This window comes from Pseudomonas sp. ASL3 (assembly GCF_056680425.1).
In genome coordinates, this window is the sequence record NZ_CM155281.1 from 1,811,452 (window position 1) to 1,837,126 (window position 25,675).

A 25,675-nucleotide genomic window follows, 5' to 3' on the forward strand; every position below is an offset into this window, starting at 1 on the left:
TCCCAGGTATTACACAGTTTGAACAATCAGGTTTACAGAAAAATCCTTGAGCGCTGCACTGAGCAACAGCGTCTTTTCAGTTGTGACTACAACCTCTGAAAATAGTCCCTTCCAACAATAGCCTGAATCAGCGAAGGGCAACATAACTCGTGTGTCGCCCCAGCTATCCGCATTGATCAATGGAGTTTGTGCGGTGCCCAATAGTTCAGTGGTCAGTCGCGGCGCGATAACGATGGCGTGCTGCCCGTCGATCACTCGGGCAAACGCCACGACCTGCCCGGCATACAGGCCGACCACCTGCAAAGGCAGATATTTCCCGCGACTGAACAGTAGAGAGTGCTCGGCACGCAGGGTCAACACGCGAGCGATCAGCGTTTGTTTGATCCGCCCATCCTGCCAGTGCGCCAACAACGCTTCAGGGCTGAGGGTTTGTTCGAGGGCGCGCACACGAGCGGGGTAATCCACCGGGCGGCGATTGTCCGGATCGACCAGGCTGAAGTCCCAGAACTCAGTGCCTTGATACAGATCAGGCACGCCGGGAACGGTCATGCGCAGCAACGTTTGTGTCAGGCTATTAAGCGCCCCGGCGGTCGCGATACGGCTCGCTGTTGCACCGACAGACTGGCGTAGTGCCAAACCCTCTGGGGCCAATAGCAGACGATTGAGAAAGTCCCGGCAAGCGTTTTCGTAGGGCTCATTCGGAGCGCTCCAACTGCTCTGCAATTTGGCTTCGCGCAGGGCTTTTTCCTGCCACTTCACCAGGCGCTCAGCGTAATCCTTGAAGGCCTGTTCGCCCTCTGGGTCCTGCGGCGAGCTACCCAGCAGCAGCGGCCAACTGCCGAGCAACGTCTGATAGAGCATCAGTTCGTCACCCGCGCCGATGCTGATCTCCTCGCCCTTGAGCGGTGCCGCCAATTGCCGCCAATGCCCGACCTGCTCTGCGTACCAGCCGGCGCACTCGCTTAACACCGCCAGCCGTGTGCGGCTGTCTTCGCCGCGCTTGTGGTCATGGGTGGCGGTTGCCAGCAGATTGTCCGGAAAGGTCTCGGCGCGACGCAGACAGGCGTCATGGAAGCTGGCTGTGGCTGCGCTGAAATGCTGTGGATGAAAGCCCACGTCATTGCGCGAGAGCAACACTGCTGAGCGATAGAACGAGGTGTCCTCTACCGACTTGGCCGCCACCGGTGAGGTCAGTTGTTGAAAGCGTACGCAGGCGTGACGATGAATTTTGCGCAAGCGCCCCAACGGTAATTTGCGCCACGGCTGGCCACCGAGCCAGCGTTGCAGGTAATCAAGCACTGGCCAATCGGCTTCGCTGAGGTTGAGCCGGGCACCTTCAAGCGCTTGCTGGAAGAAGCGATCGTCTTCGGCCGAGCACCCGCACGCACTGATATAGGTGCGGTAAATCGGGAAGTTCACCACCAGTGCCAATAACGCCCGGCGAATCGCACCGTAGGTCAAATCACGGCTCATCAGGTCGCTGCGGGCCACTTGCAGCAGGGCCTGGGCGACGCTTTCGAAATCGCCGGCCAGGGTGCCATGCAGCACCAGATTACGTGCCTCCAGCACTTCCAGATTGAAGTCGGCGGTACGCTCGCTGAGCCGACTCCACAGCTCGCCGAGAGGCGTTTCGCCTTTGGGATCATGCTGCAACAACGACACCTGATTCATGAATTCGTAGCCGGTGGTGCCGTCGACGCGCCAGTCTTGATGCAGTTGCTCATCCGGGCCGAGAATTTTCTCGACGAAAATCGGCAAATGACTCAACTGTGCAGCGGCCGGTCGCTGGGCCAGCAACCCCTCAACCCGACGTCGCAGCTTGCGACAATACCCGCGCGGATCGGCCAGGCCATCAATGTGATCGATGCGCAGGCCGTCCACCAGGCCCTCGCTGATCAGTTCGAAGATCTTGCCGTGGGTAGCTTCGAACACGGTAGGGCGTTCGACACGCAGGCCACCGAGTTCGTTGATATCGAAAAAACGCCGCCAATTGATGTCGTCGCCCGCAGTGCGCCAACTGGCCAGGCGATAGTGCTGACGTTCAAGCAATTTATGAAGACGATCAAAGCCGTCTGGCTGGCGGGAGTCGAACTGCGCCAGACCTAGCTCGATGGCCTGTTGGATGTCGGGCTGCTGCGCCAGTGCCACCAGTTCGGCACGCGCCTGGCGGGCCCGTTCGTAGGCCTGCGGATAGTGTTCGAGCGCGGCGAAGCGCTGGGTCAGTTCGCTCAATTGCGGATGCTGGGCGGCACTGAGTAGCGGGGCGTAGGTCGTCGGGTTGATTGGAAAGTGATGCTGGTAATGCTCGATATGAAAAGCACCGTGCACGGCATCGAATCGCAGTGGAATCTCGCCCGCGTGCAGCACTGTGCCGTAATCACTGCTGAGAAACGGCAGCAGCATTTGGCCTTCCAACAGCGGGTCTGGCGAATGCCACTGGATATCGAAAAAGTCGGCATAGGGGCTGCTGCGGCCCCATTCCAGCAAATCGAGCCACCATGGGTTGTCCGCGCCACCGACCGCCATGTGATTGGAAACGATGTCGAGGATCAGGCCCATGCCCTGCGCACGCAGGGCACTGACCAAGCGTTGTAGCGCCGGTTCGCCGCCCAGTTCCGGGTTGATCACGCGCGGATCGACCACGTCGTAGCCGTGCATCGATCCGGCGCGGGCCTTGAACAGCGGCGAGGCATAGAGATGGCTGATACCCAGGCTGGCGAAGTAGGGCACCAAGGGCACAGCGTCGTCGAGGGTAAAATCCCTGTGAAATTGCAGGCGCTGCGTTGCCCTCAGTGGCTGTAAAGGCGTGAGGGGTGCATTCATTGGTCACGCTCCCCGGCTTGCAGGCGCGACTGGGACAGCAGCTCCAGACGTCGGGCGGCCGTTTCGTCATCGAGCAGACTCGCGCTGTCTCCGGGCAGACGTCGGCGCCAGTTGGGATGGCTATCGATGGTGCCGGGCAGGTTGGATTGCTCCTCGACACCCAGCGCATCTTCCATGGGCAGTAACACCAACGGCGCGCGGGTATGGCCCAGATAGCGAATGCTGGCATCGATGATTTGTGCGCTTTCGCTGAGGTCGCCGCCGAAGTTGGCCCAATCCTGACTCAAGGCGTGACGCAGGCCCTGGCGTTCGCGCCGGCGGCCCTCCCGCCAATTGCGTTCAGTCTGTTCGTCGATATGGCCGAGGCGGCTGTTCCATTCGATATCCAGTTCGCTCAACCAACCGGCCAGCGTCGGCAAGTCATGGGTGCTGGTGATCGCCAGGGCTTCATCGGACCATTGCAAAATCGGTTTGAAGTGAGCGTTGTGATCCTGTTCAAATAACAGCACGCGCATGCCAAGAATTGCCCGGCCCGACAATTTGTCGTGCAAACCTTCCGGGACGGTGCCGAGGTCTTCGCCGAGAACAACGGCCTTGTGACGCCAGGATTCCAGAGTCAGCAAGCGCAGCATGTCGTCCAGCGGATAATTGAGGAACGCGCCTTCGCTGGGCGGCGATCCCATCGGTACCACCCAGAGCCTTTGCAGGCCCATAACGTGATCGATGCGCAAACCGCCGGCATGAGCAAAGTTGGCTCGCAGCATCTCGATAAACGCGCGGAAACCATGGCGCTTCAGGCCGTCCGGCGAGAACGCCGAGATGCCCCAGCTTTGCCCGGCGCGGTTGAGGATATCAGGGGGCGCACCGACGGTGAGGGCCGAAAGCAGCTCGTCCTGTCGGCTCCAGGCCTGACTGCCGGCACCGTCGGCACCCACAGCCAGATCGGCGATCAGGCCGACGCGCATCCCGCTACTGCGCGCAGCAATCTGCGCCCGTTCCAGGCTGCGAGCGATCAACCACTGGGCGAAGGCATGGAAGCGGATTTGCTCTTGATGGTCGACCGCGAACTCGGCCATTGCCTCGCTCCGCGGATTCTTGAAGTCGTCCGGCCATTCTCGCCAATCCCGGCTCATGCCACGGGTGGCGCATTCGGCTTGCAAGGCTTCAAACCGGCAATGGTTGTCCAGCGCTTCGCCACCGAGGTGCCGGAAGCTGTTGAAATCTTCATGCAGTGGGTTTGCCCCGCTGCAAAAGCCCTTATACAGCGCATGCAACAGCTTCCACTTGGCGGCAGCGGCATTCGGCCAGTCGATCAACGGCAACGCTTCAAGGCGCTCAAACTCTGCGCCAAGCCCGGTTTCTCTGATAGCCACCCTGAGCGCTCGCTCCCCGAGTATGGCGCCTGGCGCGGAGTACAACCCGTTGAGAAACAACCGACTGGACGGCGAGTAAGGGCTGTAGTGTTGAGTGTCGCTGGCAAACATTGCGTGCACCGGACTGATGGCCAAGGCATCGGCGCCTCGTTCACCGGCGGAGCGGGCCAGGGCTTCCAGTGCCTGAGTATCGCCAAACCCACCATCGCCCTCGCGACGCAGCGAATACAGTTGTACGGTCAGTCCCCAGACGCGTGGGACGCTCGTCTCAGTGGCCATGGCCATGCTGTAACAGGTCGCCGGAGCGACGGCCAGGGTCAAATACTGGCCGGCAATGCTCAGTTGCTGATACCCCACAGGCGCCAACGCGGGCAGTTCGGCGGTGACAGTTAATCTGCCGTTGAGTGTGGCCCCGTCTTCGAGTTCCAGCACAAAAGGCGTTTCTGGCGCGAACCATGTCGATAGATCCAGCGTGTGACCGTGATCGACCGTCAGCAGCGGCGGTGCGGTGCTTTGCTGACTGGCATCGTTCAGGCGTTGCAGGCTGGCTCTAATGTCATCCGCCCTGTCAGCGGGATAACCCAGGCCATCGAGTACCCTGCGCAAAACCTCTGGGCTGACGGTTTGTGGTCGCCCGTTGGCGTCGACCCAATCGACAGCCAGGCCGGCCCGGACAGCTAAAATGTGCAGTTGCTCATTACTCATCCTGTTCCTCCAGAACATCGGTCTCGATCAGGTAGGCAATGGCCGTATAGGGATTGAGGGTGCCCTGTTGGGAAAGTTCTGCCGCGCTGGGCAGTGTTTCGAAAAGAACTCTGTCCGGGCCGATGACAGGCCGGTTGGCTGGCAGCAGATCGAGAGGACGTGTGCCAAGGTTCAGGTCGATGCGCAACACACTGCCATCACCCATGCGCCAGCGCGCCGTGATCGCGCCTTCATCCAGCATATCGGTCCCCAAGGCCTGAGCTCCCGGCAGACGCGGGATGATTTCTTGATGGCGAATACTTAGCAGTTGTCGGTACAACGCAAGCCAGCTTTGATGATCGGTACCTTTGTCGGTTTCCGGACTGTCGGTTTTCAGGCTGTCGGTTTCCAGACGCAGGGCATTGAAGTCGGGTCGCGACGCCTCGAACGTGCTGTGGGCATTGGGGTCGGGGATGCGCTGGCGCTGTTCTTCGTCGGCAAACGCCGGGAAATCGGCAAATTCGCTACGACGGCCTTCACGCACCGCATCGGCCAATTCGCCGTGGTGGCTGGTGAAAAACAGGAATGGCTCGCTCGCGGCCCACTCATCGCCCATGAACATCAGCGGAATCATCGGTGACAGCAGGAGTAGGGCGGTGGCCGCACGTAACGCCGGGCCTTCGCTCAATTGCGCTAGCCGTTCGCCAAAGGCGCGGTTGCCGATTTGATCGTGATTCTGTAGGAACAGCACGAACGCGCTGGGTGGCAAGTGTCCGCTGGGTTGGCCGCGGTTATGACCGTGGCGATTACTTTCGCCCTGGTAAACGAAGCCTTGGCTCAGACAACGGGCCAGCTTGTGCGTCGGCTCATGGGCGAAGTCGGCGTAGTAAGCATCGCTTTCGCCGGTCAGCAGGACGTGTAGAGCGTTGTGACCGTCATCGTTCCACTGTGCATCGAAGCCCTGTTCCAGCAAGTGGGCTTCGTTGAACTCGTTTTCCAGCGTCAGCCATACATGCCGGGGCGGATCGATCTGTTGGCGGACCCGGTGGGCAAACTCCTGGAGAAAGGTGGGATCTTTGATCGCATGCACCGCGTCCAGGCGCAGCCCATCGAAGCGATATTCAAGCAGCCACATCAATGCGTTATCAATGAAAAAGTCGCGCACCTCTCGGCGGCGGAAGTCGATGGCGGAGCCCCAGGGGGTCTTCACGTCGTCGCGAAAAAAGGCCTTGGCGTAATGACCCAGGTAATTGCCGTCCGGGCCGAAGTGGTTGTAGACCACGTCGAGAATCACCATCAGGCCATGACCGTGGGCGGCGTCGATCAGGTGTTTGAGCTGCTCGGGTGTGCCATAAGACGATTGCGGTGCATAAGGTAATACGCCGTCGTAGCCCCAGTTACGACCGCCGGGGAATTGTGCCAGTGGCATCAACTCAATGGCGGTGACGCCCAGTTTGGCAAGTCGTGGCAGCTGTTTTTCGACTTCGGCGTACCCACCCAGCACCCCGACATGCAGTTCATAGATGACGGCCTCATGCCAAGGCCGCCCCATCCATCCAGTGTGCAGCCAGCGATAGGCCAAAGGATCGACCACCACGCTTGGGGAATGCACATCGGCTACCTGAGCACGGGAAGCCGGATCAGGGACCTCCAGCTCTCCATCGATGTTGTAGCGGTAATGACTGCCAGCGCAACAGCGGGTCTCCAACACAAACCAGCCGTTGTTCTGCGGCAGCATAGCCAGTGACGGCCCGTCCTCGAGCTCGACACTGACGTAATAGGCATCCGGTGCCCAGAGGGCAAACCGGGTGTGCTCGGAGTCCAGCAATACGGCGCCGTGGCGCCAGTTTTCATCCGTGCGCAGAGGCATCCGTTAACCCCTTTTAATAATGAACAGACGCACCCACATTCTTTTTCAGCAGTTCCTGGTAAAGCTCGGCGTACGGCTCCACGGCCTGATGCCAATTGAACGGAGCGGCCATGGCGCGGCAGCGCATGGCATTGAGCAGCTCTGGATTGGCGAAGACCTTGATTGCCCGCGTCAGCGCCTCGGCGTAGCTTTCCACGCTCGACTCTTCGAACAGAAAGCCCGTCACGCCATCTTCGATGGTGTCGGCCAGGCCGCCGGTTTTGCGCGCAACTGGCAACGAACCAAACCGCTGGGCATACATCTGGCTCAAGCCACAGGGTTCATAACGCGACGGCATCAGCAAGAAATCGCTGCCGGCAAACATGCGCCGGGCATCGGTCTCGTTGAAGCCGATGCGCACGCCGATCTGGCCTGGGAAGCGCAGGGCCAGTTCGCGCATGGCGTCCTCTTCCTCTGGCTCGCCACGACCAATGATCGCAATTTGCCCGCCCTGATTGACGATGTGCTCGGCGACGCCGATGGTCAGGTCCAGACCTTTCTGGAATACCAGCCGCGATACCACGGCAAACAAAGGGCCTTGAGACGGTTCGAGTTCGAACAGCTCGCGGACGTGATCGGCGTTGATCTCCTTGCGCTGCCATTCGTTAGGGGCAAAGCGGCAAATCAGGTGTTCATCGGTGGCGGCATCCCAGCTGGCATCGATGCCGTTTGGAATCCCGCTGAGCAACCCTTGACGGGCTTTGCTTTGCAGAAAACCTTCGAGCCCGCAGCCAAACGCCGGCGTAGTGATTTCTTTGGCGTAGGTCGCACTCACGGTGGTGATGTGACTGGCGTAAGCCATGCCGGCCTTGATGAATGAGAGCTTGCCGTAAAACTCCATGCCGTCGGCACCCAGTGCCTGATCGGGAATACCCAATTCGCGACTGGAGCCGGTGCTGACGGTGCCTTGATACGCCAGGTTATGAATGGTGAAGATGGTCGGGGTGGATTGCCCGCGCCAGCGCATGTACGCAGGCGCCAGTCCGGCAGGCCAATCGTGGGCGTGAACCAGTTCCGGGCACCACTGGGTTTTCACCGCGCCGGCAGCGAAGTCGGCAGCTGCAAGGCCCAGGCGGGCGAAGCGGATATGGTTGTCAGACCAGTCGCGGCCATGGTTATCGCCGTAAGGCGTGCCTTCGCGTTCGTACAGTTCAGGGCAGACCAGTACATAGATCACCAGGCCGTCTTTCATATCCATTCGGCCGATCTTGCATGGGGGCAGGGCCGCGTAGCCACTCAGCTCACTGATGATATGGATCGGGTTGCCGCTATTGAGGACTTGTGGGTAACCGGGAATCAGCACGCGTACATCGTGCAAGTGGCGCATGGCTCGCGGCAGTGCGGCAGACACATCGCCAAGACCTCCGGTTTTCACCAGATCAGCCAACTCTGAGGTGACGAACAGAATCTTCCGTCTGTTTGTCAGAGTAATGCTTGGCTGAGACGTTGGCAGTTGCAGCAGTGGGACGCTCGTCGACGCGAAGACCGGCAGATGGGTCAGCTCGCTGGCCGGCTGGTTAAAACTCTCTCCCTTCTGGGTTTTGACAGCGGCGCTAATCATCTTTTTCTTTCTCCCATTAATACAGTGTTGGTGCATCACTCGAGTTTTTATTGGCCATGTCCTATGGCCGGGCACACAAGCACTACGCAATATCGGTACCCATTTACCGGTTGCGTGGTAGCGGGACAGGTGTAGAGCCTTAGCTCGGGTTACGCCAATAGCTTAGGCTCTCTTTCATCATGACCTACCACTGAAGTAGAAAGTTTCTACTTTTTTTTTTACAGGTGTCTGGCATGCGGATTGGCGGCGCACGATCCCTCAAGAAGTGACAGATAAGGAGGCATTTATCACTCAGATTGCGCTTTTATGGAGCGCGCAAACGTACAAAAATCACGTCATACCGTTCGTCGGATTGTACGACAATTTTGCCAATTGGATACTTTGTGGACAAAAAACGCTCGATATCAAACGCGTTGAAGACACAATCAGGAAAAGCCAGCGCTATTTTTCGGTGCGCCGATGCGTCTCGTCTGAGGACGCCTGGCTGATTTTCGGGCACGCGCCGCTGTCGCAGAAGCGCGCTTTATCAGGCCGGCTCACCCATGCCCCTTGCCTCTTGCGAAACTTAGTCCGGGCTCTCTGGACTAACCCTTTATGCACCGCTGGGCTATAAGGTGAGGCATCCCTTTCTTCGTATTAAGGAGCACCACCACATGCAACTTGGGATTGTTGGGTTGGGCCGCATGGGCGGCAATATTGCGAGACGGTTGATGCTCAAGGGGCATTCGACCGTGGTTTACGATCGGGATGAGACGTCCCGCACCACCCTCGCCAAAGAGGGCTCGATCGCTGTCGCAGATCTCGCCGCGCTGGTAGCAACCCTGGAAAAACCGCGTGCGGTATGGGTCATGCTGCCGGCCGGTGCACCGACAGAAGTCACCATCGAAACCCTGAGCGAACTGCTTGAGCCTGGCGATGTGATCATCGACGGCGGCAACACCTTTTATAAGGACGATATCCGCCGGGCCCAGACCCTCACGCAAAAGCAACTGCACTACATTGACGTCGGGACGTCAGGCGGTGTCTGGGGCCTGGAGCGTGGTTACTGCATGATGATCGGCGGCGACAGTGCCGTGGTGCAGCGCCTCGATCCGTTGTTCGACAGCCTCGCCCCCGGTTATGGCTCGGTGGAACGGACCAAGGACCGTGATGCCGCGGACAATCGCGCTGAGCGTGGTTATATCCATGCCGGCCCCGCAGGTTCCGGGCATTTCGTGAAAATGATCCACAACGGCATCGAGTACGGAATGATGCAGGCGTTCGCCGAAGGTTTCGACATCCTCAAGATGAAAAACTCGGACAACCTGCCGCCCGAGCAGCGTTTTGACCTGAATGTGGCGGATATCGCCGAAGTCTGGCGCCGCGGTAGCGTCGTGTCCTCCTGGTTGCTGGACCTGACCGCCGACGCATTGGCCAGCGATCCGCAACTCAATGCCTATTCCGGCTCGGTGGCCGACAGCGGCGAAGGGCGCTGGACCATCGATGCGGCGATGGAACAATCGGTACCCGTGCCGGTGCTCTCCAGTGCGCTGTTTGCGCGCTTCCGTTCACGCCAGCAAAGCACCTACGGTGACAAACTGCTTTCTGCCATGCGCTTCGGCTTTGGCGGACACAAAGAAGGACCAAAATAATGGGTCTGTCGCGCACGAAATCCAAGCAAAAGCCTGAGGTTGCGCCTCCTACTACGTTGTTTCTGTTCGGCGCTCATGGCGATCTGGTCAAGCGCCTGTTGATGCCTGCGCTGTACAACTTGAGCCGCGACGGGCTGCTCGGCAATGGCGTGCACATCGTCGGCGTGGACCACAACGCAATCAGTGATGTCGACTTCGCCAAAAAGCTCGAAGACTTCATCCGTCAGGAGGCCGCAGGCAAGGTCGCCGAAGGCGGTGCCGAGCCGTTGGACCCTGAACTTTGGCGCCAAATCGCCGGGCGCATCAGTTATGTGCAGGGTGACTTCCTCGACGATTCCACTTACAGCGACATCGCCGAGAAGATCAAAACCACCGGCACCGGTAATGCGGTGTTCTACCTGGCCACGGCGCCACGCTTTTTCAGCGAGGTCGCCAAGCGCCTGGGGTCATCGGGGCTGTTGGCGGAAACCGATGACTGTTTCCGGCGTGTGGTGATCGAAAAGCCGTTCGGCTCGGATCTTCCCAGCGCTGTAGCCCTCAACGCTTGCCTGCTCAAAGTCATGAGCGAAAAACAGATCTACCGAATTGACCACTATCTGGGCAAGGAAACGGTGCAGAACATTCTGGTCAGCCGTTTCTCCAACGGGTTGTTCGAATCGTTCTGGAACAACCACTACATTGACCACGTACAGATCACCGCCGCGGAAACCGTCGGCGTGGAAACCCGTGGCAGTTTTTATGAACATACCGGTGCGCTGCGAGACATGGTGCCTAATCACCTGTTCCAGTTACTGGCGATGATCGCCATGGAACCGCCAGCCGCTTTCGGCGCTGACGCAGTGCGTGGAGAGAAGGCCAAGGTCATTGGCGCGATTCGTCCGTGGTCCGAGGCCGAAGCGCTGGCCAACTCGGTGCGGGGTCAATATGCCGAAAGCACGGTGGGCGACAAGAGCATCGCCGGCTATCGGCAAGAACCTAACGTGGCGGCGGACAGCTGCACGGAAACCTATGTCGCCCTCAAGGTCATGATCGACAACTGGCGCTGGGTCGGCGTGCCGTTCTACCTGCGTACTGGCAAGCGCATGAGCGCGCGTGACACCGAAATCGCCATCTGCTTCAAACCGGCGCCTTATGCTCAGTTTCGCGACACTGAAGTGGATCAGCTCAAACCCAACTATTTGAACATCCAGATTCAGCCTAACGAAGGCATGTGGTTCGACCTGCAGGCCAAGCGTCCGGGCCCGACGCTGGATACGCAAAATATCGAACTGGGCTTTGCCTACAAAGACTTCTTCGAAATGCAACCTTCCACGGGCTACGAAACCTTGATCTACGACTGCCTGACTGGCGATCAGACCTTGTTTCAACGGGCAGACAACATCGAAAACGGCTGGCGTGCGGTGCAACCATTTCTTGATGCCTGGGCCAAGGGTTGCAAGCTGGATCATTACAAGGCCGGTGAAGATGGTCCGGCCAGCGCCGACGAATTGCTGGCCCGCGACGGCCGTGAATGGCGCAGCATCGGATGAGCAATCAGCAGCGGTCCCTCATCCAGTTTCTGCTGTCTGACATCGACGGCACGTTGTTGCGCCCCGACCACAGCTTGAGCCAGGCGAATATCGAGGCGATCGCTCAATTACGTGCCGCCGGTATTCATTTCACCCTGGCCAGCAGCCGTCCGCCTCGGGCGATGCGTCAGCAGATTGAAGCATTGGGCATCGATCTGCCGACCGTGGCCTTCAACGGCGGTTTAATTACCCATCCCGATGGCCGTGTGCTGTCGGCCCATCGCATCCCGCAGGCGGCCGCTGTCGCCAGCCTGGCGATGTTCGCCGACCAGGATTGCTCGGTCTGGGTATTCGCCGATGATCAGTGGTTGTTACGCGACCTCAATGGCGCCTATGTCGATCACGAGCGCCGCACCCTGGGTTACGACCCGGTGCTGGTCGGCAGCTTCGAGCCATACCTGGACCGCATCGATAAAATCGTTGCGGCCAGCGCCGATCACCAACTGCTCAAACGCCTCGAAGCACAGTTGAACCCGCAGATCGACGGATTGGCGCTGGCGTCGCGGTCGCAGCTGTATTACCTGGACGTCAACGCAGTGGACGCCAATAAAGGCACGGCACTGGTGACATTGGCCGAGTATTTGGGCATATCCCTGGCACACACCGCGGCCATCGGCGACGGCGGCAACGATGTCGCGATGTTCCATAAAGCCGGGCTGTCGATTGCCATGGGGCAGGGTGAGGAAAACGTGCGCTGCCAGGCGGATTACGTCACTGACAGCAACCTTGAGGACGGCGTGGCGAAGGCCATCAGGCGCTACATTCTGCCGGTCTGATCCGAGCCTTCGATCCAGGGCCCAACGAAGCTGGGCCCGTTTTCTGAAAAATCACTCACTGACCTTTTCGGATACCTGCCCATGACCGCACTGATTGAAGACTACGCATTGCTCGGCAACTGCAAGACTGCCGCGCTGGTCGCCAAAGACGGTTCACTGGACTGGCTGTGTTTCCCACGATTCGATGCGCCGGCCTGTTTCGCCGCTTTGCTGGGCGACAGCGACAACGGCCGCTGGAAAATCAGCCCGAAAGATCCGATCACACACAGCGAAAGGCGTTACCGCGAGGGCACGCTGATCCTCGAGACCCTGTTCGAGACCGAGACCGGCCGCGCCATGCTGATCGATTTCATGCCCACGGAAACGGCCAGCAGCGTGGTGCGCATCGTGGTCGGGCTGGAAGGGCGGATCGAATTCGATATGGACCTGGCGATACGTTTCGATTACGGCAGCAGTGTGCCTTGGGTTGAAAAGAAAAATCCGCACACCCTGACCGCCGTGGCCGGCCCGGAAATGCTGGTGCTGCGCACGCCGACTGCATTGCGCGCGCTGGATCACCACACCGGCAGCCGTTTTCTGCTGGAAACCGGACAACGCAAGGTATTCACCCTCAGCCATCAAGCGTCAAATCATCCAGTCCATGCCGGTATTGACGGCGAAAAAGCGCTGAAGACCACCGAGCAGTTCTGGCTGAAGTTTTCCGATCGCTGCCCGGAGGTAGGTCGGTGGTCGGCTCAGGTCAAACGATCGCTGATCACCCTCAAAGCCCTGACCTATGAGCCCACCGGCGGCATCGTCGCAGCGGTGACCACCTCGTTGCCTGAGCGGCTGGGCGGCGAGCGGAACTGGGATTACCGCTATTGCTGGCTGAGGGATGCAACCATGACCCTGCTGGCGTTCATGCACCTGGGTTATTACGAGGAAGCCGACGCCTGGCGTGCCTGGCTGCTGCGTTCAGTGGCCGGTAATCCGGAACAGATACAAATCATGTACGGCCTGGGCGGCGAGCGGCGTTTGCCCGAATACGAACTGCCCTGGCTCAGCGGCTACGAAAACTCTCGCCCGGTACGGATCGGCAACGCGGCGGCTACCCAGGTGCAGCTCGATGTGTATGGCGAGGTTGCCGACGCCATGACCCAGGCCCGTAAAGGTGGCTTGCCAGTACTGCCGCGCAGCGCGGCCATCGTCAAGGTGATCATGCCGTTTCTGGAGAAGGTCTGGCATCAGCCGGATAAGGGCGTCTGGGAAATCCGCTGCGAATCACAGCACTTCACCCACTCCAAAGTCATGGCCTGGGTGGCCTTCGACCGTAACGCACATTTCGCTCTTCAGGCCGCCGAAACCGAAGAAGACCACGCATTGGCGCGCCATTACCGTGCGGTGGCGGATGAGATTCATGCCGACGTTTGCCTCAATGGTTTCGATCCGCAGCTCGGCAGCTTCGTGCAGATCTATGGTTCGCAAGCGCTAGACGCCAGTTTGCTGCAGATTGCCTTGACCGGCTTTTTGCCGGCAAATGACCCCAGGGTGATCGGCACCGTCGCCACCATCGAAAAAACCCTGATGCAAGATGGCTTGCTGCTGCGCTACGACAGTGACCGGACGGAGGATGGCGTCTCGGGTCGAGAGGGGACGTTCCTGGTGTGTTCGTTCTGGCTTGCCGATGTGTACGTGCTGCTGGGGCGTGATGACGAAGCGCAGGTGCTGTTCGACCGCTTGTGTGGCCTGTGCAATGACGTCGGGTTATTGGCCGAGCAATACGATCCCAGGGAGAAACGCATGCTGGGTAATTTTCCGCAGGCGTTCAGTCATATCGGGATTATCAATACGGCGTTGAACCTGCACCGCGTGGAGTGTCCGGCCAAGGCTCGGGCGAGTGGGCAGGGGAGTCGATAGTGGGAGCAGGCTTGCCTGCGAATCAATAGATCAGTGTCAGATAATCCCACGGGCCAGAAAGATCATCTGTGGGTGGCCTCTTCGCAGCGGGACGCGTAGTTGCAAGCCTGCTCCCACAGATTTTTTGTCTACCCCAGGAGCACTCATCCGGCCTTGCGAAAGGTAAAGTTGATCCGCTGCTCACCCAACAGTGGGTGCTCGGCGTTTTTCAACGGCAACACTCCGTGATAACGCAACCGATCTTCCCCACCCCAGACCACCACGTCACCATGAAACAGCGGGACGCGTTGGGTCGTGTCGCTGCGTTTCAGCCCACCAAACAAGAACATCGCCGGAATGCCCAGTGACACCGAAACCACGGGCCAGTCGTAGCTATGTTCGTTTTTGTCCTGATGCAATGACATTTTTGCGCCGGGGATGTAGCGGTTGATCAGGCAGGCGTCCGGGGTGAAGCCGGGGAAGCCGCTTTCGGTCGCCGCCGCTTGTGCAAGCTGCATGAATACATCAGGCAGGTCCGGCCAGGGTTGACCGGTGTCGGGATCGATCTGGGTGTAGCGATAGCCGCTGCGGTCGGTGACCCAGCCGAGACTGCCGCAATTGCTCAAGGCAACTGACATGGTGAAGCCGCCGGGGGTGACCATGTGCCTGAAGGGTGACTCGCTGAGGATGTGCTGTAACGCGGGCAGCAGTTGCTCGACCAATGGCAGCGCGAAGCCTCTGAGGACAAACGAACGGGGGCCGATCTGTTCGGTGCGTGGCGCTTGAGGGGCGTCGTCGGCGAACAGATCGAGGGTGGCGGGTTCCGTGCTCTTGCGTCGCATCATGGGGGTTACTTAGGCACTGGCGGTAGAAATGTGCTACAGCGCCTTGCTGACTTTGACGTCGGTAATTTTATCGTCACTGCCGCTGTGCATCTTCTCAAGGGCCGCAATGGCTTCTTCAGACGAGGCCGATTGCAGTTGAGCGAATTCGAACCGGCGTTCGCCGTTGAGTTTGTAGCTGATGGCGTATTTGGTGGTGGCGGCAGGTGTGCTCACAGGGGATTCCTTCTCAAAGAACGATCAGCTCAACCGCGAAGTCGACCGACGAACGATCTTGATGGTGTGCGTGAACGTGGGCTTGCGACCACCCCCCGTATCGGCTTTGCGGCCTGCGGTGTCAATGGTGATGTTCCAGAAGCCGGTGCTGGGTGCCACGATCTTCGCCGGGAACCTGTCGAAAGCGCCGCCGTGGTAGGTATGGCGGCCGCCGTTCTTGAAGCTGCGGAAGTTCGCGTCGTTCATCAAGCGGATATTGCAGAGCTGGGAACACTCAATGACGACGATATCGTCTTCGTTGAGATGCTCGCGCTGGTGTACAAATTTCATGGTGTCTCCGAAAAGGCTTTTTCTGCAAAATCAAAACGATAGCATGGGCGCGCCGGCATTTAGTCGTCGGCACAGGTTTTATTGCGTGAATACCCGATAAAAGTGCCTAAACAGGGATCTAATCGGTCATAAGCCTGTCGTAGCTTTTTTAGTGGAGTGATTGTATGAAATTGGCTGTTGTTGTTTTGGCCCTTGCGATGACCGGCTGCGCGACCCTCGAAGACATCGAGCATTCACCGCCGACCCTGAACGTCATCTCCGGCAAGACCCCTCAACACTATGCCGATTGTTTGATCGGCAAGCTCGGCGATAGCCGCAAGCCACCCTTGATCGAGGCATATCATGATGGTTTGCGCGTCATTTTCGACCAGAAACTCAGCTCGGCCCCCGGCGCAGTGGCGATGATCGAAAGCCGCAGCAATGGTAGTTCTATCAAGCTCTACGAGCATATGTCCAACAATCCACTGCGTCCCAAGGACGTGCTGAATGCGGCTACGGCCTGCATCTCGGGCGAATGATCAAGCCTGACCTCAGGAAGGACGAATCCCTGTTACTGGAGCGGTAAATGAAGCGAGAGCTGGTAAAGCAACGGCATGCCGAAGGCCATATTTCGGCCACGCATATCATTCAAAACCCGGCGGTTGTCGGTGAGTGGATCGTGTTTTTCAAGAAAAGCGCGGGCAGAAGCTTTTTTCTGGTCGATGACAACGACGAAGTCGAGTCTTTCAGCCAATTGAATGAGTTGGTGGTCATCATCCGTGGCCTGGGCATCAAGTTTGCGGAAATCCACCTGTAAAAAGCCCTGTCACGGGACAGGGCTGTGCACGGCTACTGTGGAATCGGAACTATTTGCAGACCACGACAACACTGCGACTTTTGTAGTTGCCAACATCGACCCCCAGGGTTTTGTCGCTCTCTTTAGGCTGCGGCGTGCCATCGGTCCCGACAATGGTGTAGCCGGTGCCTGCGCAGGAGGCATCCGCTTTCTCATAGCAGCTTGCCCAGGACATCGCTTCGCCTGAACAATCGATGCTCAGACCTTGCTGGCCGTCGTTCAAGTAGGTATTAGACGCGGTCGCGCAGCCGCTGAGCCCCAATACAGCCATAACGAGTAAAAGTCTGTTCATGGTTTTTCATGCTTCGTGATGAGGGCTGAAAGGTGTTAATCGCAACGCTTTCGACCGACTGATGGCGTAATAGTTGCGCACCGCCCACGGCTGAGGGCTCGATCAGGATTTGGGGCCGGAGCGGCGACGCGCGGGGGGCTTGGGTTGATCCTGCAGAACCGCGGCGACTTCGATGGCCGCGCTTTCCGAGGCGAACGGGCCGGCAATGGCTTCGCCGCTGGCATCCGACACCCACCATTGGCCGTCCTGCAATTTGTTGATCAGGTATCCGTTAACGCTCTTCGCTTCCGACATCAATCTATCTCGTTGAATGATTCAAGCTGCACATGATAAAGCGCATGCCATCAGGCTGCACATTATTCCCACGTAATCAAAAGCGCTCAGCTACGCTGGAATCTTGCGTAGATGCCATGGATGCTTGAGTGCCGATGGCTGAATGGAAGCCATTTCACTCGTCGGATTTCAAGCGAGTGCAGCTTCGACGCGTGTGCCGTTGGTCTTTGGCGAGCGCAATATCCACGCGGTTATGGAACTATCTGCGCCAGTATTCCTCTACCAAGGCACAAGCAGGCCAGTGGTGGGGCATTGTAAGGTGGCCGCCTCCTGATTAGACTGCGCCGCAAACAGCCACAGCCTTTTTTAATAAGGACTCATATGATCAAGAAATGCTTGTTCCCAGCAGCCGGTTACGGCACGCGCTTTTTGCCAGCGACAAAAGCCATGCCCAAGGAAATGCTGCCAGTGGTCAACAAGCCACTGATCCAGTACGGCGTGGAAGAAGCACTTGATGCAGGCTTGAACCAAATCTCCATCGTCACAGGTCGTGGCAAACGCGCACTGGAAGACCACTTCGATATCAGCTACGAGCTGGAACACCAGATCAAAGGCACCGATAAAGAAAAGTACCTGGTCGGTATCCGTCGGATTCTGGACAACTGCAGCTTCTCCTACACCCGTCAGACCGAAATGAAGGGTCTGGGCCACGCGATCCTCAGCGGTCGTCCGCTGATCGGTAACGAAGCGTTTGCCGTGGTGTTAGCCGATGACCTTTGCGTAAACCTCGAAGGCGACGGTGTACTGACCCAGATGGTCAAGCTGTATAACCACTATGGCTGCTCCATCGTGGCGATCCAGGAAGTCGATCCGCAGGAAACCAACAAGTACGGTGTGATCGCCGGTGATTTGATCGATGAAAAGCGTGGCGTGTACCGCGTGACCAACATGGTTGAAAAGCCGAAGCCGGAAGATGCTCCGTCCAACCTGGCGATCATTGGTCGTTACATCCTGACCCCGGACATCTTCAAGTTGATCGAAGAAACCGAGCCAGGCAAAGGCGGCGAAATCCAGATCACCGACGCCCTGATGAAGCAGGCTCAAGAAGGCCGCGTCATCGCTTACAAATTCAAAGGCCAGCGTTTCGACTGCGGCGGCGCTGAAGGTTACATCGACGCGACCAACTTCTGCTTCGAACACTTTTACAAAACGGGCAAAGCTTACTGATTCATCGTCAGGCCTGTTTGTAAGAAAAAGCCACCTTCGGGTGGCTTTTTTTCGTGCGCGCAAGCGCAACCCGCTTGGGTTCGTACAGGTGGAACGCGGAGGGCGGCAGGTGATGATTTTCAGTATGGAACCTTGGAGATTAGTGGAGTAAAAATGACTATCCCAGAGCAATCCTGAGGATGTGAAAATGGTCATTACTGTCAAAGAGCGCGATGAGCAACACCTGTCTCATGAGGCTAAAGATGTAGGAATCAGGATGTGGGATGTATTTCAGGGTGAAGTTCTTGTGGGTGTCTATCACGATGAAGCTGAAGCGTTGAAGTACAAGGCTTTACTGGAGAGTGGTCTACTGGATAGCCTCAAAGCACCTCCGAAAGTGTAGGGTCAACGGATCGAGCAGGAGAAGTACTCCTGCCTCCTGCTCGATTCTGGCCGACAGCGCTGACCGAAAGTCCCGAAGCGGTTATGCTGTTGTCCTGCTAAGGAGACAGCAATGGCCTACGACTTCGACCTTTTTGTGATTGGTGCCGGTTCCGGTGGTGTGCGTGCGGCACGTTTTGCGGCTGGTTTTGGTGCTCGGGTGGCTGTTGCAGAAAGCCGGTACCTGGGCGGCACCTGCGTCAACGTCGGCTGTGTGCCGAAAAAATTGCTGGTCTATGGGGCTCACTACTCCGAAGATTTCGAGCAGGCCAAAGGCTTTGGCTGGTCGGCGGGTGAGGCTAAATTCGATTGGCCCACTCTGATTAGTAATAAAGACCGCGAAATTCATCGCCTCAATGACATTTATCGCAACCTGCTGGTCAACAGCGGCGTCACGTTGTTCGAAGGTCACGCCAAACTGCGCGACCCGCATCAGATTGAAATCAACGGCCATACCTACAGCGCCGAGCACATCTTGATTGCCACTGGCGGCTGGCCACAGGTGCCGGACTTCCCAGGGTGCAAACACGCGATCACCTCCAACGAAGCGTTCTTCCTCAAGCAACTGCCCAAGCGCATCGTGGTGGTCGGCGGTGGTTATATCGCCGTCGAATTTGCCTCGATCTTCAATGGCCTGGGGGCCGAGGTCACGCAGCTCTATCGCGGCGAATTGTTCCTGCGCGGTTTCGACGGCGCTGTCCGGACCCATCTGCAGCAAGAGTTGACCAAGCGCGGCATCGACCTGCAGTTCAATTCCGATATCGAACGCATCGACAAACGGGTCGATGGCAGCTTGGAGGTGTCCCTCAAGGACGGCCGCCAACTGACCGCCGATTGCGTGTTCTATGCCACCGGGCGCCGGCCGATGCTGGATAACCTGGGGCTCGAAAATACCCGGGTCAAGCTCGACAAGGGCGGCTATATCGAAGTCGACGAGCGTTATCAGACCAGTGAGCCGTCGATTCTGGCGCTCGGCGACGTCATCGGCGGGGTACAACTGACGCCTGTGGCGCTGGCCGAGGGCATGGCTGTCGCGCGGCGTCTGTTCAAGCCTGAGCAGTATCGCCCGGTGGATTATGCCCATATTCCGACGGCGGTTTTCAGCCTGCCGAATATCGGCACCGTGGGCCTGACCGAGGAGGAAGCCAAAAAAGCCGGTCACGAGGTTCAGATTTTCGAAAGCCGCTTCCGGCCAATGAAGCTGTCGCTAACCGATGATCAGGAGCGCACGTTGATGAAGCTGGTGGTCGACGCTAAAACGGACCGGGTACTCGGTTGCCACATGGTCGGGCCGGATGCAGGCGAAATCGTCCAGGGCCTGGCCATTGCCTTGAAGGCCGGCGCGACCAAGCAGATTTTCGATGAAACGATTGGTGTACACCCGACCGCTGCCGAGGAGTTCGTCACGTTGCGCACACCCGTCGCCAGCTAGGGTGCGTTCTCAGTAACTGACAGTCGCGCCGTCGCCCCGCAAAGAGCGAGGCAAGGCAGTAAGATAAGGTGTTTGGGGCTAGGCCCTGCGGGTTGAAACTGTGATCGCGCCAGGCGGCGTTGCGGGACTTGAAGAGGCAATAAGCATCTACTGCGTCCCGCGCCTTGCCTGAACACAATCACAGCTCCAACGCGATCTGCCATTTATTGAGAGCGCACCCTAGGCTGTTTTAGCGGTAGTAGGGCATCACTCAAGCTTCAGGACGAAGCTTGAGCCATGCAGAAGAAATTTTCAGGACGTGGACCAATTTCTTGAGCAGTCACAACCTTTGGGCGACAACGCCCTGGAGTGAGCCGGATCGGCTTGCCGCTCTTGCACTCTTCGCTATTCTCGACACTCCTCCGGAACCGGCATTCGATGAGATTGCCGGCCTCGCGGCACAACTGTGCGGCGTGCCGATGGCGCAGATCAATCTGATCGACGCCGACCGCCAACGGTCCAAGGCTCAATTTGGCCTGGCGCAACCGGATCTCCTCCTCGAGCACTCCCTCTGTGCCCAGACGATTCGTCGGCCTGACGGGTTGATCGTCGACGATCTGCAGGCCGATCCACGTTTCGCCACTCATCCGCTGGTGGTCGGCGCTCCCGGTCTGCGTTTTTACGCCGGCGCTGTATTGCTCACGGCCGAAGGGCTGCCCTTAGGCACGCTCTGTGTACTCGATGTGCACCCTCGGCATTTGTCCGAGCGTCAAGTTGCAGCCCTGTCAGTTCTGGCGCGTCAAGTCGTGAGTCAGTTGGAGTTGCGGCGAGCGTTGTGCACTCAGCGTGAAAGCGAAACCCGTCACCAGCAGCAACGGTTGGCCACTCAGGAAAGTCAGGTGCGTTATCGCGCGCTGGTCGAGCTTAGCTCGCAGATGGTGTGGCTGGCCGATGCCCAGGGACATGTCACTTATTTCAATCCTTATTGGTATGAATACACCGGCCTGGATCCGAACCTGCCTTCGCCGGATTGGTCCTCGGTGGTGCATCCCGATCAGCTTGAGCACTTCAAGGCCGTCTGGGCGGTGGCGCAAACCAATGTCGAGCCTTATTGTGCCGAAATTCAGTTCGCCGACGCCGATGGGCGTTATCGCTGGTTCGAGGAGCGAGGGACGCCAGTGCTGGCAGCCGACGGCACGTTGCAGCACTGGGTCGGAGTGGCCGTTGATATTGATGAGCGCAAACGCGCAAACCATCGTCAGGCTTTTCTTTTGCAACTCAGTGATCGGTTGCACGATGCGGTCCGCGCCGAGGATGTGGTCTTCAATCTGGGTGCAAGCCTGGGCTCGACCCTGGAGGTCCAGCGCATCGGCTATGGCCGTTTCGACATACAGGGTCTGTTGGTCATCGAAAGCGAATGGTTGCAAAGACCGGCACGCAGCAGTCGCGGCTTACACTGCATCAGTGAGTACGGCGAAGGATTGCTCGGCAGCCTTAGTCAGGGCGAGATGATCATTATCGAGGACGTGGATAGCGATCCGCGAACCGCCAAGGCAGCCCGGCGCTATGCCGATTACTCCGTACGCAGTGTGTTGATTGCCCCGCTTGTCGATGACGGACACTTTAATGCGCTGCTTTATATAAGCTCCGAGCAACCGCGTCAGTGGTCGTGCGAAGACGTCGCGCTGGTCCGCGAAGTCGCGGACCGCACCCGAGCGGCCGACGAACGGGCCAAAGTACGTATCGAGCGCGCACGGGTTGAGCAGGTAATGCGGGCAAGCGAACTGCAATTTCGCACCCTGGCCGATAACATGAGCCAGCTTGCCTGGACGGCTGAGCCGGCGGGCAAGATCTACTGGTACAACAAACGCTGGTACGACTACACCGGCACCTCGCTCGAAGCCATGCAGGCCCTGGGTTGGCGTTCGGTGCATCATCCCGAGCATTTCCAGCGGGTCACGGCGCGGGTCAAGCATTGCTTTGCGACCGGTTCGCTCTGGGAAGACACCTTTCCGTTGCGCGGCAAAGACGGCAACTACAGCTGGTTTTTGTCCCGCGCCTTGCCGATCCGCGATGGTCTGGGGCATATCACCCATTGGTTGGGAACGCACACGGACATCACGGCTCAGGTCAACGCCGAAGAAGCCCTGCGAGATCTCAATGAGAGCCTGGAACGGCGGGTGGCGGAACGCACCCGTGAAATGGTGACGATCAACGAGTTGCTGCAAGTCGAAATGAGTGAACGCGAGAGCGCCGAAGAAGCGCTGCGCCACGCGCAAAAAATGGATGCCATCGGTCAACTCACTGGCGGTATCGCCCATGACTTCAACAACATGCTGACCGGTGTGCTCGGCGCTCTAGAGTTGATTCAGCGGCGCGTGGCAGCCGGGCGCGTGGGGGAAATCGACCGCTACATCAATGCCGCGATGACTTCGGCCAATCGCGCCGCTTCGTTGACTCATCGGTTGTTGGCGTTCGCTCGGCGCCAGTCGCTGAACCCGCAGGCTGTGGACGTCAATCGAATGGTGAGGTCCATGGAGGAGTTGCTGCGGCGCACCATTGGCGAAAGCATCGAACTGAACATCGACCTCCAGGCCCGACTGTGGCAAGCCAACACCGACGAGCATCAGTTGGAAAATGCTTTGTTGAACCTGGTGATCAACGCCCGCGACGCCATGCCTGACGGCGGACGGTTGACCATCAGGACCGCGGTTGCCCGTATCGATGCTCAGCAGGACGCTCTGGCGCCTGGCGAGTACATACTGCTGAGCGTTGAGGACAATGGCTTCGGAATGTCGACCGAGGTCATCGGTCGCGCATTCGATCCCTTCTTTACCACCAAACCGGTCGGGCAGGGCACCGGGCTGGGATTGTCCATGGTCTACGGGTTCATCAAGCAAACCGGCGGCCATGTGCAGATCGACAGCGTCGAGCGGCAAGGCACGCGCATCCACTTGTACCTGCCTTGCCATCTGGAGCAGGGCGAGCGCCACATCGCCGAACCTGAGAACCCCGGCACCCCTCGGGCGCTGAAAGGCGAGCAAGTGCTGGTGGTTGAAGATGAAGTTGCTGTGCGCATGCTGGTGACTGATGTGTTGCGAGAGCTCGGTTACTCGACTCTGGAGGCGTGCGATAGCAAGGCCGCGCTCGCTGTGCTGCAAGGCTCGGTGCGTATCGATCTATTGGTCAGTGATATTGGCCTGCCGGGGCTTAACGGTCGACAGCTGGTTGAAATTGCGCGTCAGTATCGTCCCGATTTGCGTGTGCTGTTCATGACCGGTCACGCACCCGATGCTGAAGTGCGCACTGATTTTCTCGATCAAGGCATGGACATGCTGATCAAGCCGTTCAGCATCGATGAACTGGCGCTCAAGGTGCGCGAGATAATCGAGGGCGAACGGTCCTGATCGGTTCGCCCGTGCGGTGCGTCAAGCGGTGGGTGTCTCGGGTGTGTGGTTGATGGCTGCCGTGGAGACGCGCAGGTTTTCGAAGGCCAGTTGCACCTTGATCAGGTCAAGCTGAAGCACCTGATTTGACTGCTGCTGCTCAGTCAGCATCTGTTTGAGCAGGCTGCTTTCGCTCTGCGCTGTATTCAGGCGTTCTTGCAGCAACGCGTCGTGGGTCTGCATGAGTCGGTACTGCTCGCCCAAGCTTGCCGTCTCGCTGGCCGCTTTACTCAGCTGCTCCTGCCGCGCGCTCAGCTCGCGCAGCGTACTGCGGGTTTCGCCGAGTAAACGCTCGTTGTCCCGGTTCAGCTGAGTGATTTCGTCCTGGCGCACCATCGCGCTCTGCTGGGCCTGACGCAGCTCCATCTGCACCTGCTGCAGTTGCCCCTCGTGACGGCGCTGTTCCTGCTCGCGTTGTTCCTTGATCGAGTTGCGATAGTGTTCGAGGGCATCGCGAGCGTGCAGGTGTTTTTCTTCCAGTGAGCGTATTTGCCCGTCCTTGTCCTGCAAGCGAAGTTCAAGGTCCTGATGGGCCTGAAACAGGCGGGCGGTTGTGGTTTGTTCTGCCTGCAAGATTTGGCGTGTGCTCTCCAGGGCAGCGTTCTGCGTGTTGAGTTCATCACGTTGGGCGGCGAACTGTTTTTGCAGCTCGCTCAGTTGCTGCTGCGTCGTCGCCATTTCATGTTGCAACTCATCCTGTTTGCTCCTGAAGGCCGCCTGTGCCTGATCGATCAGGGCTTGCGCCTGCTCGTTCAGTCGCTGCGCCAGTCGGCCCACCAATTCAGTCAGCTCATCCCCAATCTCGGCCTGCGGCGCACTGCTGCGGTTATCGGATTCGTCCAACTCCTTCAAATAGCGGTGAATGGTCGTCTTCGAGCCGGTATTGCCCATTTCGATGCGTACTGCGTCGATGCTCGGGTGTTCGCCACGAGCCAGCAGCGCCATACGTGCTGTTTGAACCACCGCCTTGTTTACACCGCCGCGTGCCATGCCTTGCTCCTACGATTTCGTACTGTGGTATGTATCATGTAATTACATACTATACTAATACAAATATCTCTGCTTTATTTCTAATTAAACACACGGGATATACTGGTATTATCCCGTGTTAGACGCCAAAAACGCGTTTCAACGCTGCTTTTCGGTACACAAACGGAATTTCCAGGCATGAATGATCTTGATCGCTACCTTGCAGCCGCCACCCGCGACAACACACGGCGCAGCTATCGGGCGGCGATCGAGCATTTCGAAGTGACGTGGGGCGGGTTTCTGCCGGCGACCAGCGACAGCGTGGCGCGTTACCTGGTGGCCTATGCGGGCGCACTGTCGATCAATACCTTGAAGTTGCGCCTGTCGGCTTTGGCTCAATGGCACAGCAGCCAGGGCTTTGCCGACCCGACCAAGGCGCCCGTGGTGCGCAAGGTATTCAAGGGCATTCGCGCGTTGCACCCCGTGCAGGAGAAGCAGGCCGAGCCGTTGCAGCTGCAACACCTGGAGCAGGTCATCGCACGGCTCGACCAGGAGGCCGTGCAAGCCTTGGCTGACGGCGATCAACCTGGGTTGTTGCGTTGCCGTCGCGATGCAGCGCTGATTCTGCTGGGGTTCTGGCGAGGTTTTCGCAGCGACGAGCTGTGCCGCCTGGACATCGAGCACGTGCAAGCCGTCGCCGGCTCCGGGATCAGCCTTTACCTGCCGCGCAGCAAAAGTGATCGGGATAATCTGGGCAAAACCTACCAGACCCCGGCCCTGCAGCGCTTGTGCCCGGTGCAGGCCTACATTGAATGGATCAACTGCGCTGCCCTGGTGCGCGGGCCTGTGTTCAGAGCCATCGATCGTTGGGGCAATCTCAGTGATGAGGGCCTGCACGCCAACAGCATCATCCCGCTGTTGCGTCAGGCTTTGGAGCGTGCGGGCATACCCGCCGAGCAGTACACCAGTCACTCGTTGCGCCGGGGCTTTGCTACGTGGGCACACCGCAGTGGCTGGGATCTCAAGTCGCTGATGAGCTACGTTGGCTGGAAGGATATCAAGTCAGCCATGCGCTACATTGAAGCCACGCCGTTCACGGCGATGAATGGCGAGGCAGAACTGCCACAGATTTCTTCTATTAATAGACACCTCTCATAGTGAAAACCAATCAGCAGCATGAGGTTTGCCAATGAGCCCGCGTTGCCGGTTATACG

Annotated in this window: 21 protein-coding genes and 1 pseudogene; 12 read left to right on the plus strand and 10 right to left on the minus strand. The window is 58.6% G+C overall.

The annotated features are described in order from the left end of the window. Positions 1–9: 9 nt before the first annotated feature. From AC1MEE_RS08220 to glgA, 4 genes are read right to left on the minus strand one after another with little or no spacing between them, the layout of a single operon-like run. Positions 10–2,823: a malto-oligosyltrehalose synthase gene (locus AC1MEE_RS08220; protein WP_480414842.1), complete on the minus strand. Its 2,814-nt coding sequence runs from the start codon at positions 2,821–2,823 to the stop codon at positions 10–12. Beyond that, positions 2,820–4,901, minus strand: a complete 2,082-nt coding sequence (malQ, locus tag AC1MEE_RS08225; RefSeq protein WP_480414843.1) for a 4-alpha-glucanotransferase — start codon at positions 4,899–4,901, stop codon at positions 2,820–2,822. Before malQ ends, AC1MEE_RS08220 begins: the two co-directional genes overlap by 4 nt. Next, the gene (gene treZ, locus AC1MEE_RS08230; RefSeq protein ID WP_480414844.1) at positions 4,894–6,750 is read right to left on the minus strand and encodes a malto-oligosyltrehalose trehalohydrolase; all 1,857 of its coding nucleotides are present in this window, start codon (positions 6,748–6,750) and stop codon (positions 4,894–4,896) included. The genes malQ and treZ overlap by 8 nt, the downstream gene beginning before the upstream one ends. A 13-nt stretch (positions 6,751–6,763) precedes the next feature. Next, on the minus strand, positions 6,764–8,350 hold the full coding sequence (gene glgA, locus AC1MEE_RS08235) for a glycogen synthase GlgA (protein ID WP_480414845.1): 1,587 nt from the start codon (positions 8,348–8,350) through the stop codon (positions 6,764–6,766). A 635-nt stretch (positions 8,351–8,985) separates the two neighbouring features. Here glgA and gnd point away from each other — a divergent pair. The 4 genes from gnd (at position 8,986) to AC1MEE_RS08255 (ending at position 14,221) form a co-directional block, all read left to right on the plus strand. After that, positions 8,986–9,981, plus strand: coding sequence for a phosphogluconate dehydrogenase (NAD(+)-dependent, decarboxylating) (gene gnd / locus AC1MEE_RS08240; RefSeq protein WP_480416183.1), 996 nt, complete (start codon positions 8,986–8,988; stop codon positions 9,979–9,981). Beyond that, complete coding sequence (gene zwf / locus AC1MEE_RS08245) at positions 9,981–11,510, plus strand: glucose-6-phosphate dehydrogenase (RefSeq protein ID WP_480414846.1); 1,530 nt, start codon at positions 9,981–9,983, stop codon at positions 11,508–11,510. The genes gnd and zwf overlap by 1 nt, the downstream gene beginning before the upstream one ends. After that, on the plus strand, positions 11,507–12,325 hold the full coding sequence (locus tag AC1MEE_RS08250; RefSeq protein WP_480414847.1) for an HAD family hydrolase: 819 nt from the start codon (positions 11,507–11,509) through the stop codon (positions 12,323–12,325). Before zwf ends, AC1MEE_RS08250 begins: the two co-directional genes overlap by 4 nt. A gap of 81 nt (positions 12,326–12,406) precedes the next feature. Continuing rightward, positions 12,407–14,221 (plus strand): glycoside hydrolase family 15 protein, encoded by a 1,815-nt coding sequence (locus AC1MEE_RS08255; RefSeq protein WP_480414848.1) that lies wholly within the window; start codon positions 12,407–12,409, stop codon positions 14,219–14,221. A gap of 143 nt (positions 14,222–14,364) precedes the next feature. Here the strand turns inward: AC1MEE_RS08255 and alkB are convergent, their stop codons facing one another. Genes alkB through AC1MEE_RS08270 form a run of 3 tightly spaced genes read right to left on the minus strand, consistent with a single transcriptional unit; the run spans position 14,365 to position 15,588 of the window. Then, positions 14,365–15,042, minus strand: a complete 678-nt coding sequence (alkB, locus tag AC1MEE_RS08260; RefSeq protein WP_480416184.1) for a DNA oxidative demethylase AlkB — start codon at positions 15,040–15,042, stop codon at positions 14,365–14,367. Positions 15,043–15,078: 36 nt separating this feature from the next. Beyond that, positions 15,079–15,258: a hypothetical protein gene (locus tag AC1MEE_RS08265; RefSeq protein WP_480414849.1), complete on the minus strand. Its 180-nt coding sequence runs from the start codon at positions 15,256–15,258 to the stop codon at positions 15,079–15,081. A 24-nt stretch (positions 15,259–15,282) separates the two neighbouring features. Next, positions 15,283–15,588: a DUF1883 domain-containing protein gene (locus tag AC1MEE_RS08270; RefSeq protein ID WP_480414850.1), complete on the minus strand. Its 306-nt coding sequence runs from the start codon at positions 15,586–15,588 to the stop codon at positions 15,283–15,285. A gap of 164 nt (positions 15,589–15,752) precedes the next feature. Here AC1MEE_RS08270 and AC1MEE_RS08275 point away from each other — a divergent pair, with 164 nt between their 5' ends. Together AC1MEE_RS08275 and AC1MEE_RS08280 are read left to right on the plus strand one after the other, a co-directional pair. Then, positions 15,753–16,106, plus strand: a complete 354-nt coding sequence (locus AC1MEE_RS08275) for a hypothetical protein (RefSeq protein WP_480414851.1) — start codon at positions 15,753–15,755, stop codon at positions 16,104–16,106. Positions 16,107–16,153: 47 nt separating this feature from the next. Further along, positions 16,154–16,384, plus strand: a complete 231-nt coding sequence (locus tag AC1MEE_RS08280; RefSeq protein WP_480414852.1) for a hypothetical protein — start codon at positions 16,154–16,156, stop codon at positions 16,382–16,384. Between the two features lie 49 nt (positions 16,385–16,433). On the opposite strand, the gene AC1MEE_RS08285 is transcribed toward AC1MEE_RS08280, so the two are convergent. After that, positions 16,434–16,715, minus strand: coding sequence for a hypothetical protein (locus AC1MEE_RS08285; RefSeq protein ID WP_480414853.1), 282 nt, complete (start codon positions 16,713–16,715; stop codon positions 16,434–16,436). Between the two features lie 102 nt (positions 16,716–16,817). Next, positions 16,818–17,009 carry a hypothetical protein gene (locus tag AC1MEE_RS08290; protein WP_480414854.1) on the minus strand — a complete coding sequence of 64 codons (192 nt, stop codon included), beginning with the start codon at positions 17,007–17,009 and terminating at the stop codon, positions 16,818–16,820. A gap of 360 nt (positions 17,010–17,369) precedes the next feature. Here AC1MEE_RS08290 and galU point away from each other — a divergent pair, with 360 nt between their 5' ends. The 5 genes and pseudogenes from galU (at position 17,370) to AC1MEE_RS08315 (ending at position 23,453) form a co-directional block, all read left to right on the plus strand. After that, positions 17,370–18,215, plus strand: coding sequence for a UTP--glucose-1-phosphate uridylyltransferase GalU (gene galU / locus AC1MEE_RS08295; RefSeq protein WP_480414855.1), 846 nt, complete (start codon positions 17,370–17,372; stop codon positions 18,213–18,215). A gap of 187 nt (positions 18,216–18,402) precedes the next feature. Then, positions 18,403–18,597, plus strand: a complete 195-nt coding sequence (locus AC1MEE_RS08300; protein ID WP_480414856.1) for a hypothetical protein — start codon at positions 18,403–18,405, stop codon at positions 18,595–18,597. A 111-nt stretch (positions 18,598–18,708) separates the two neighbouring features. Further along, on the plus strand, positions 18,709–20,067 hold the full coding sequence (gene gorA, locus AC1MEE_RS08305; protein ID WP_480414857.1) for a glutathione-disulfide reductase: 1,359 nt from the start codon (positions 18,709–18,711) through the stop codon (positions 20,065–20,067). 311 nt (positions 20,068–20,378) lie between these two features. Further along, positions 20,379–20,846, plus strand: a pseudogene (locus AC1MEE_RS08310) (GAF domain-containing protein); the annotation flags it as partial. Positions 20,847–20,945: 99 nt separating this feature from the next. Continuing rightward, the gene (locus AC1MEE_RS08315; protein ID WP_480416185.1) at positions 20,946–23,453 is read left to right on the plus strand and encodes a PAS domain S-box protein; all 2,508 of its coding nucleotides are present in this window, start codon (positions 20,946–20,948) and stop codon (positions 23,451–23,453) included. Between the two features lie 21 nt (positions 23,454–23,474). Here the strand turns inward: AC1MEE_RS08315 and AC1MEE_RS08320 are convergent, their stop codons facing one another. Further along, positions 23,475–24,482 carry a DNA-binding protein gene (locus tag AC1MEE_RS08320; protein ID WP_480414858.1) on the minus strand — a complete coding sequence of 336 codons (1,008 nt, stop codon included), beginning with the start codon at positions 24,480–24,482 and terminating at the stop codon, positions 23,475–23,477. A gap of 177 nt (positions 24,483–24,659) precedes the next feature. Here AC1MEE_RS08320 and AC1MEE_RS08325 point away from each other — a divergent pair, with 177 nt between their 5' ends. Then, positions 24,660–25,619 (plus strand): site-specific integrase, encoded by a 960-nt coding sequence (locus AC1MEE_RS08325; RefSeq protein WP_480414859.1) that lies wholly within the window; start codon positions 24,660–24,662, stop codon positions 25,617–25,619. The last annotated feature ends 56 nt before the right edge of the window (positions 25,620–25,675 follow it).

What these genes read in the sequence shown, in the direction of transcription:
- AC1MEE_RS08220 (WP_480414842.1), bottom strand. Translation starts at nt 2,823, where the DNA reads ATGAATGCACCCCTCACGCCTTTACAGCCACTGAGGGCAACGCAGCGC.
- malQ (WP_480414843.1), bottom strand. Translation starts at nt 4,901, where the DNA reads ATGAGTAATGAGCAACTGCACATTTTAGCTGTCCGGGCCGGCCTGGCT.
- treZ (WP_480414844.1), bottom strand. Translation starts at nt 6,750, where the DNA reads ATGCCTCTGCGCACGGATGAAAACTGGCGCCACGGCGCCGTATTGCTG.
- glgA (WP_480414845.1), bottom strand. Translation starts at nt 8,350, where the DNA reads ATGATTAGCGCCGCTGTCAAAACCCAGAAGGGAGAGAGTTTTAACCAG.
- zwf (WP_480414846.1), top strand. Translation starts at nt 9,981, where the DNA reads ATGGGTCTGTCGCGCACGAAATCCAAGCAAAAGCCTGAGGTTGCGCCT.
- AC1MEE_RS08250 (WP_480414847.1), top strand. Translation starts at nt 11,507, where the DNA reads ATGAGCAATCAGCAGCGGTCCCTCATCCAGTTTCTGCTGTCTGACATC.
- AC1MEE_RS08255 (WP_480414848.1), top strand. Translation starts at nt 12,407, where the DNA reads ATGACCGCACTGATTGAAGACTACGCATTGCTCGGCAACTGCAAGACT.
- alkB (WP_480416184.1), bottom strand. Translation starts at nt 15,042, where the DNA reads ATGCGACGCAAGAGCACGGAACCCGCCACCCTCGATCTGTTCGCCGAC.
- AC1MEE_RS08270 (WP_480414850.1), bottom strand. Translation starts at nt 15,588, where the DNA reads ATGAAATTTGTACACCAGCGCGAGCATCTCAACGAAGACGATATCGTC.
- AC1MEE_RS08275 (WP_480414851.1), top strand. Translation starts at nt 15,753, where the DNA reads ATGAAATTGGCTGTTGTTGTTTTGGCCCTTGCGATGACCGGCTGCGCG.
- AC1MEE_RS08280 (WP_480414852.1), top strand. Translation starts at nt 16,154, where the DNA reads ATGAAGCGAGAGCTGGTAAAGCAACGGCATGCCGAAGGCCATATTTCG.
- AC1MEE_RS08285 (WP_480414853.1), bottom strand. Translation starts at nt 16,715, where the DNA reads ATGAACAGACTTTTACTCGTTATGGCTGTATTGGGGCTCAGCGGCTGC.
- AC1MEE_RS08290 (WP_480414854.1), bottom strand. Translation starts at nt 17,009, where the DNA reads ATGTCGGAAGCGAAGAGCGTTAACGGATACCTGATCAACAAATTGCAG.
- galU (WP_480414855.1), top strand. Translation starts at nt 17,370, where the DNA reads ATGATCAAGAAATGCTTGTTCCCAGCAGCCGGTTACGGCACGCGCTTT.
- AC1MEE_RS08300 (WP_480414856.1), top strand. Translation starts at nt 18,403, where the DNA reads ATGGTCATTACTGTCAAAGAGCGCGATGAGCAACACCTGTCTCATGAG.
- gorA (WP_480414857.1), top strand. Translation starts at nt 18,709, where the DNA reads ATGGCCTACGACTTCGACCTTTTTGTGATTGGTGCCGGTTCCGGTGGT.
- AC1MEE_RS08320 (WP_480414858.1), bottom strand. Translation starts at nt 24,482, where the DNA reads ATGGCACGCGGCGGTGTAAACAAGGCGGTGGTTCAAACAGCACGTATG.
- AC1MEE_RS08325 (WP_480414859.1), top strand. Translation starts at nt 24,660, where the DNA reads ATGAATGATCTTGATCGCTACCTTGCAGCCGCCACCCGCGACAACACA.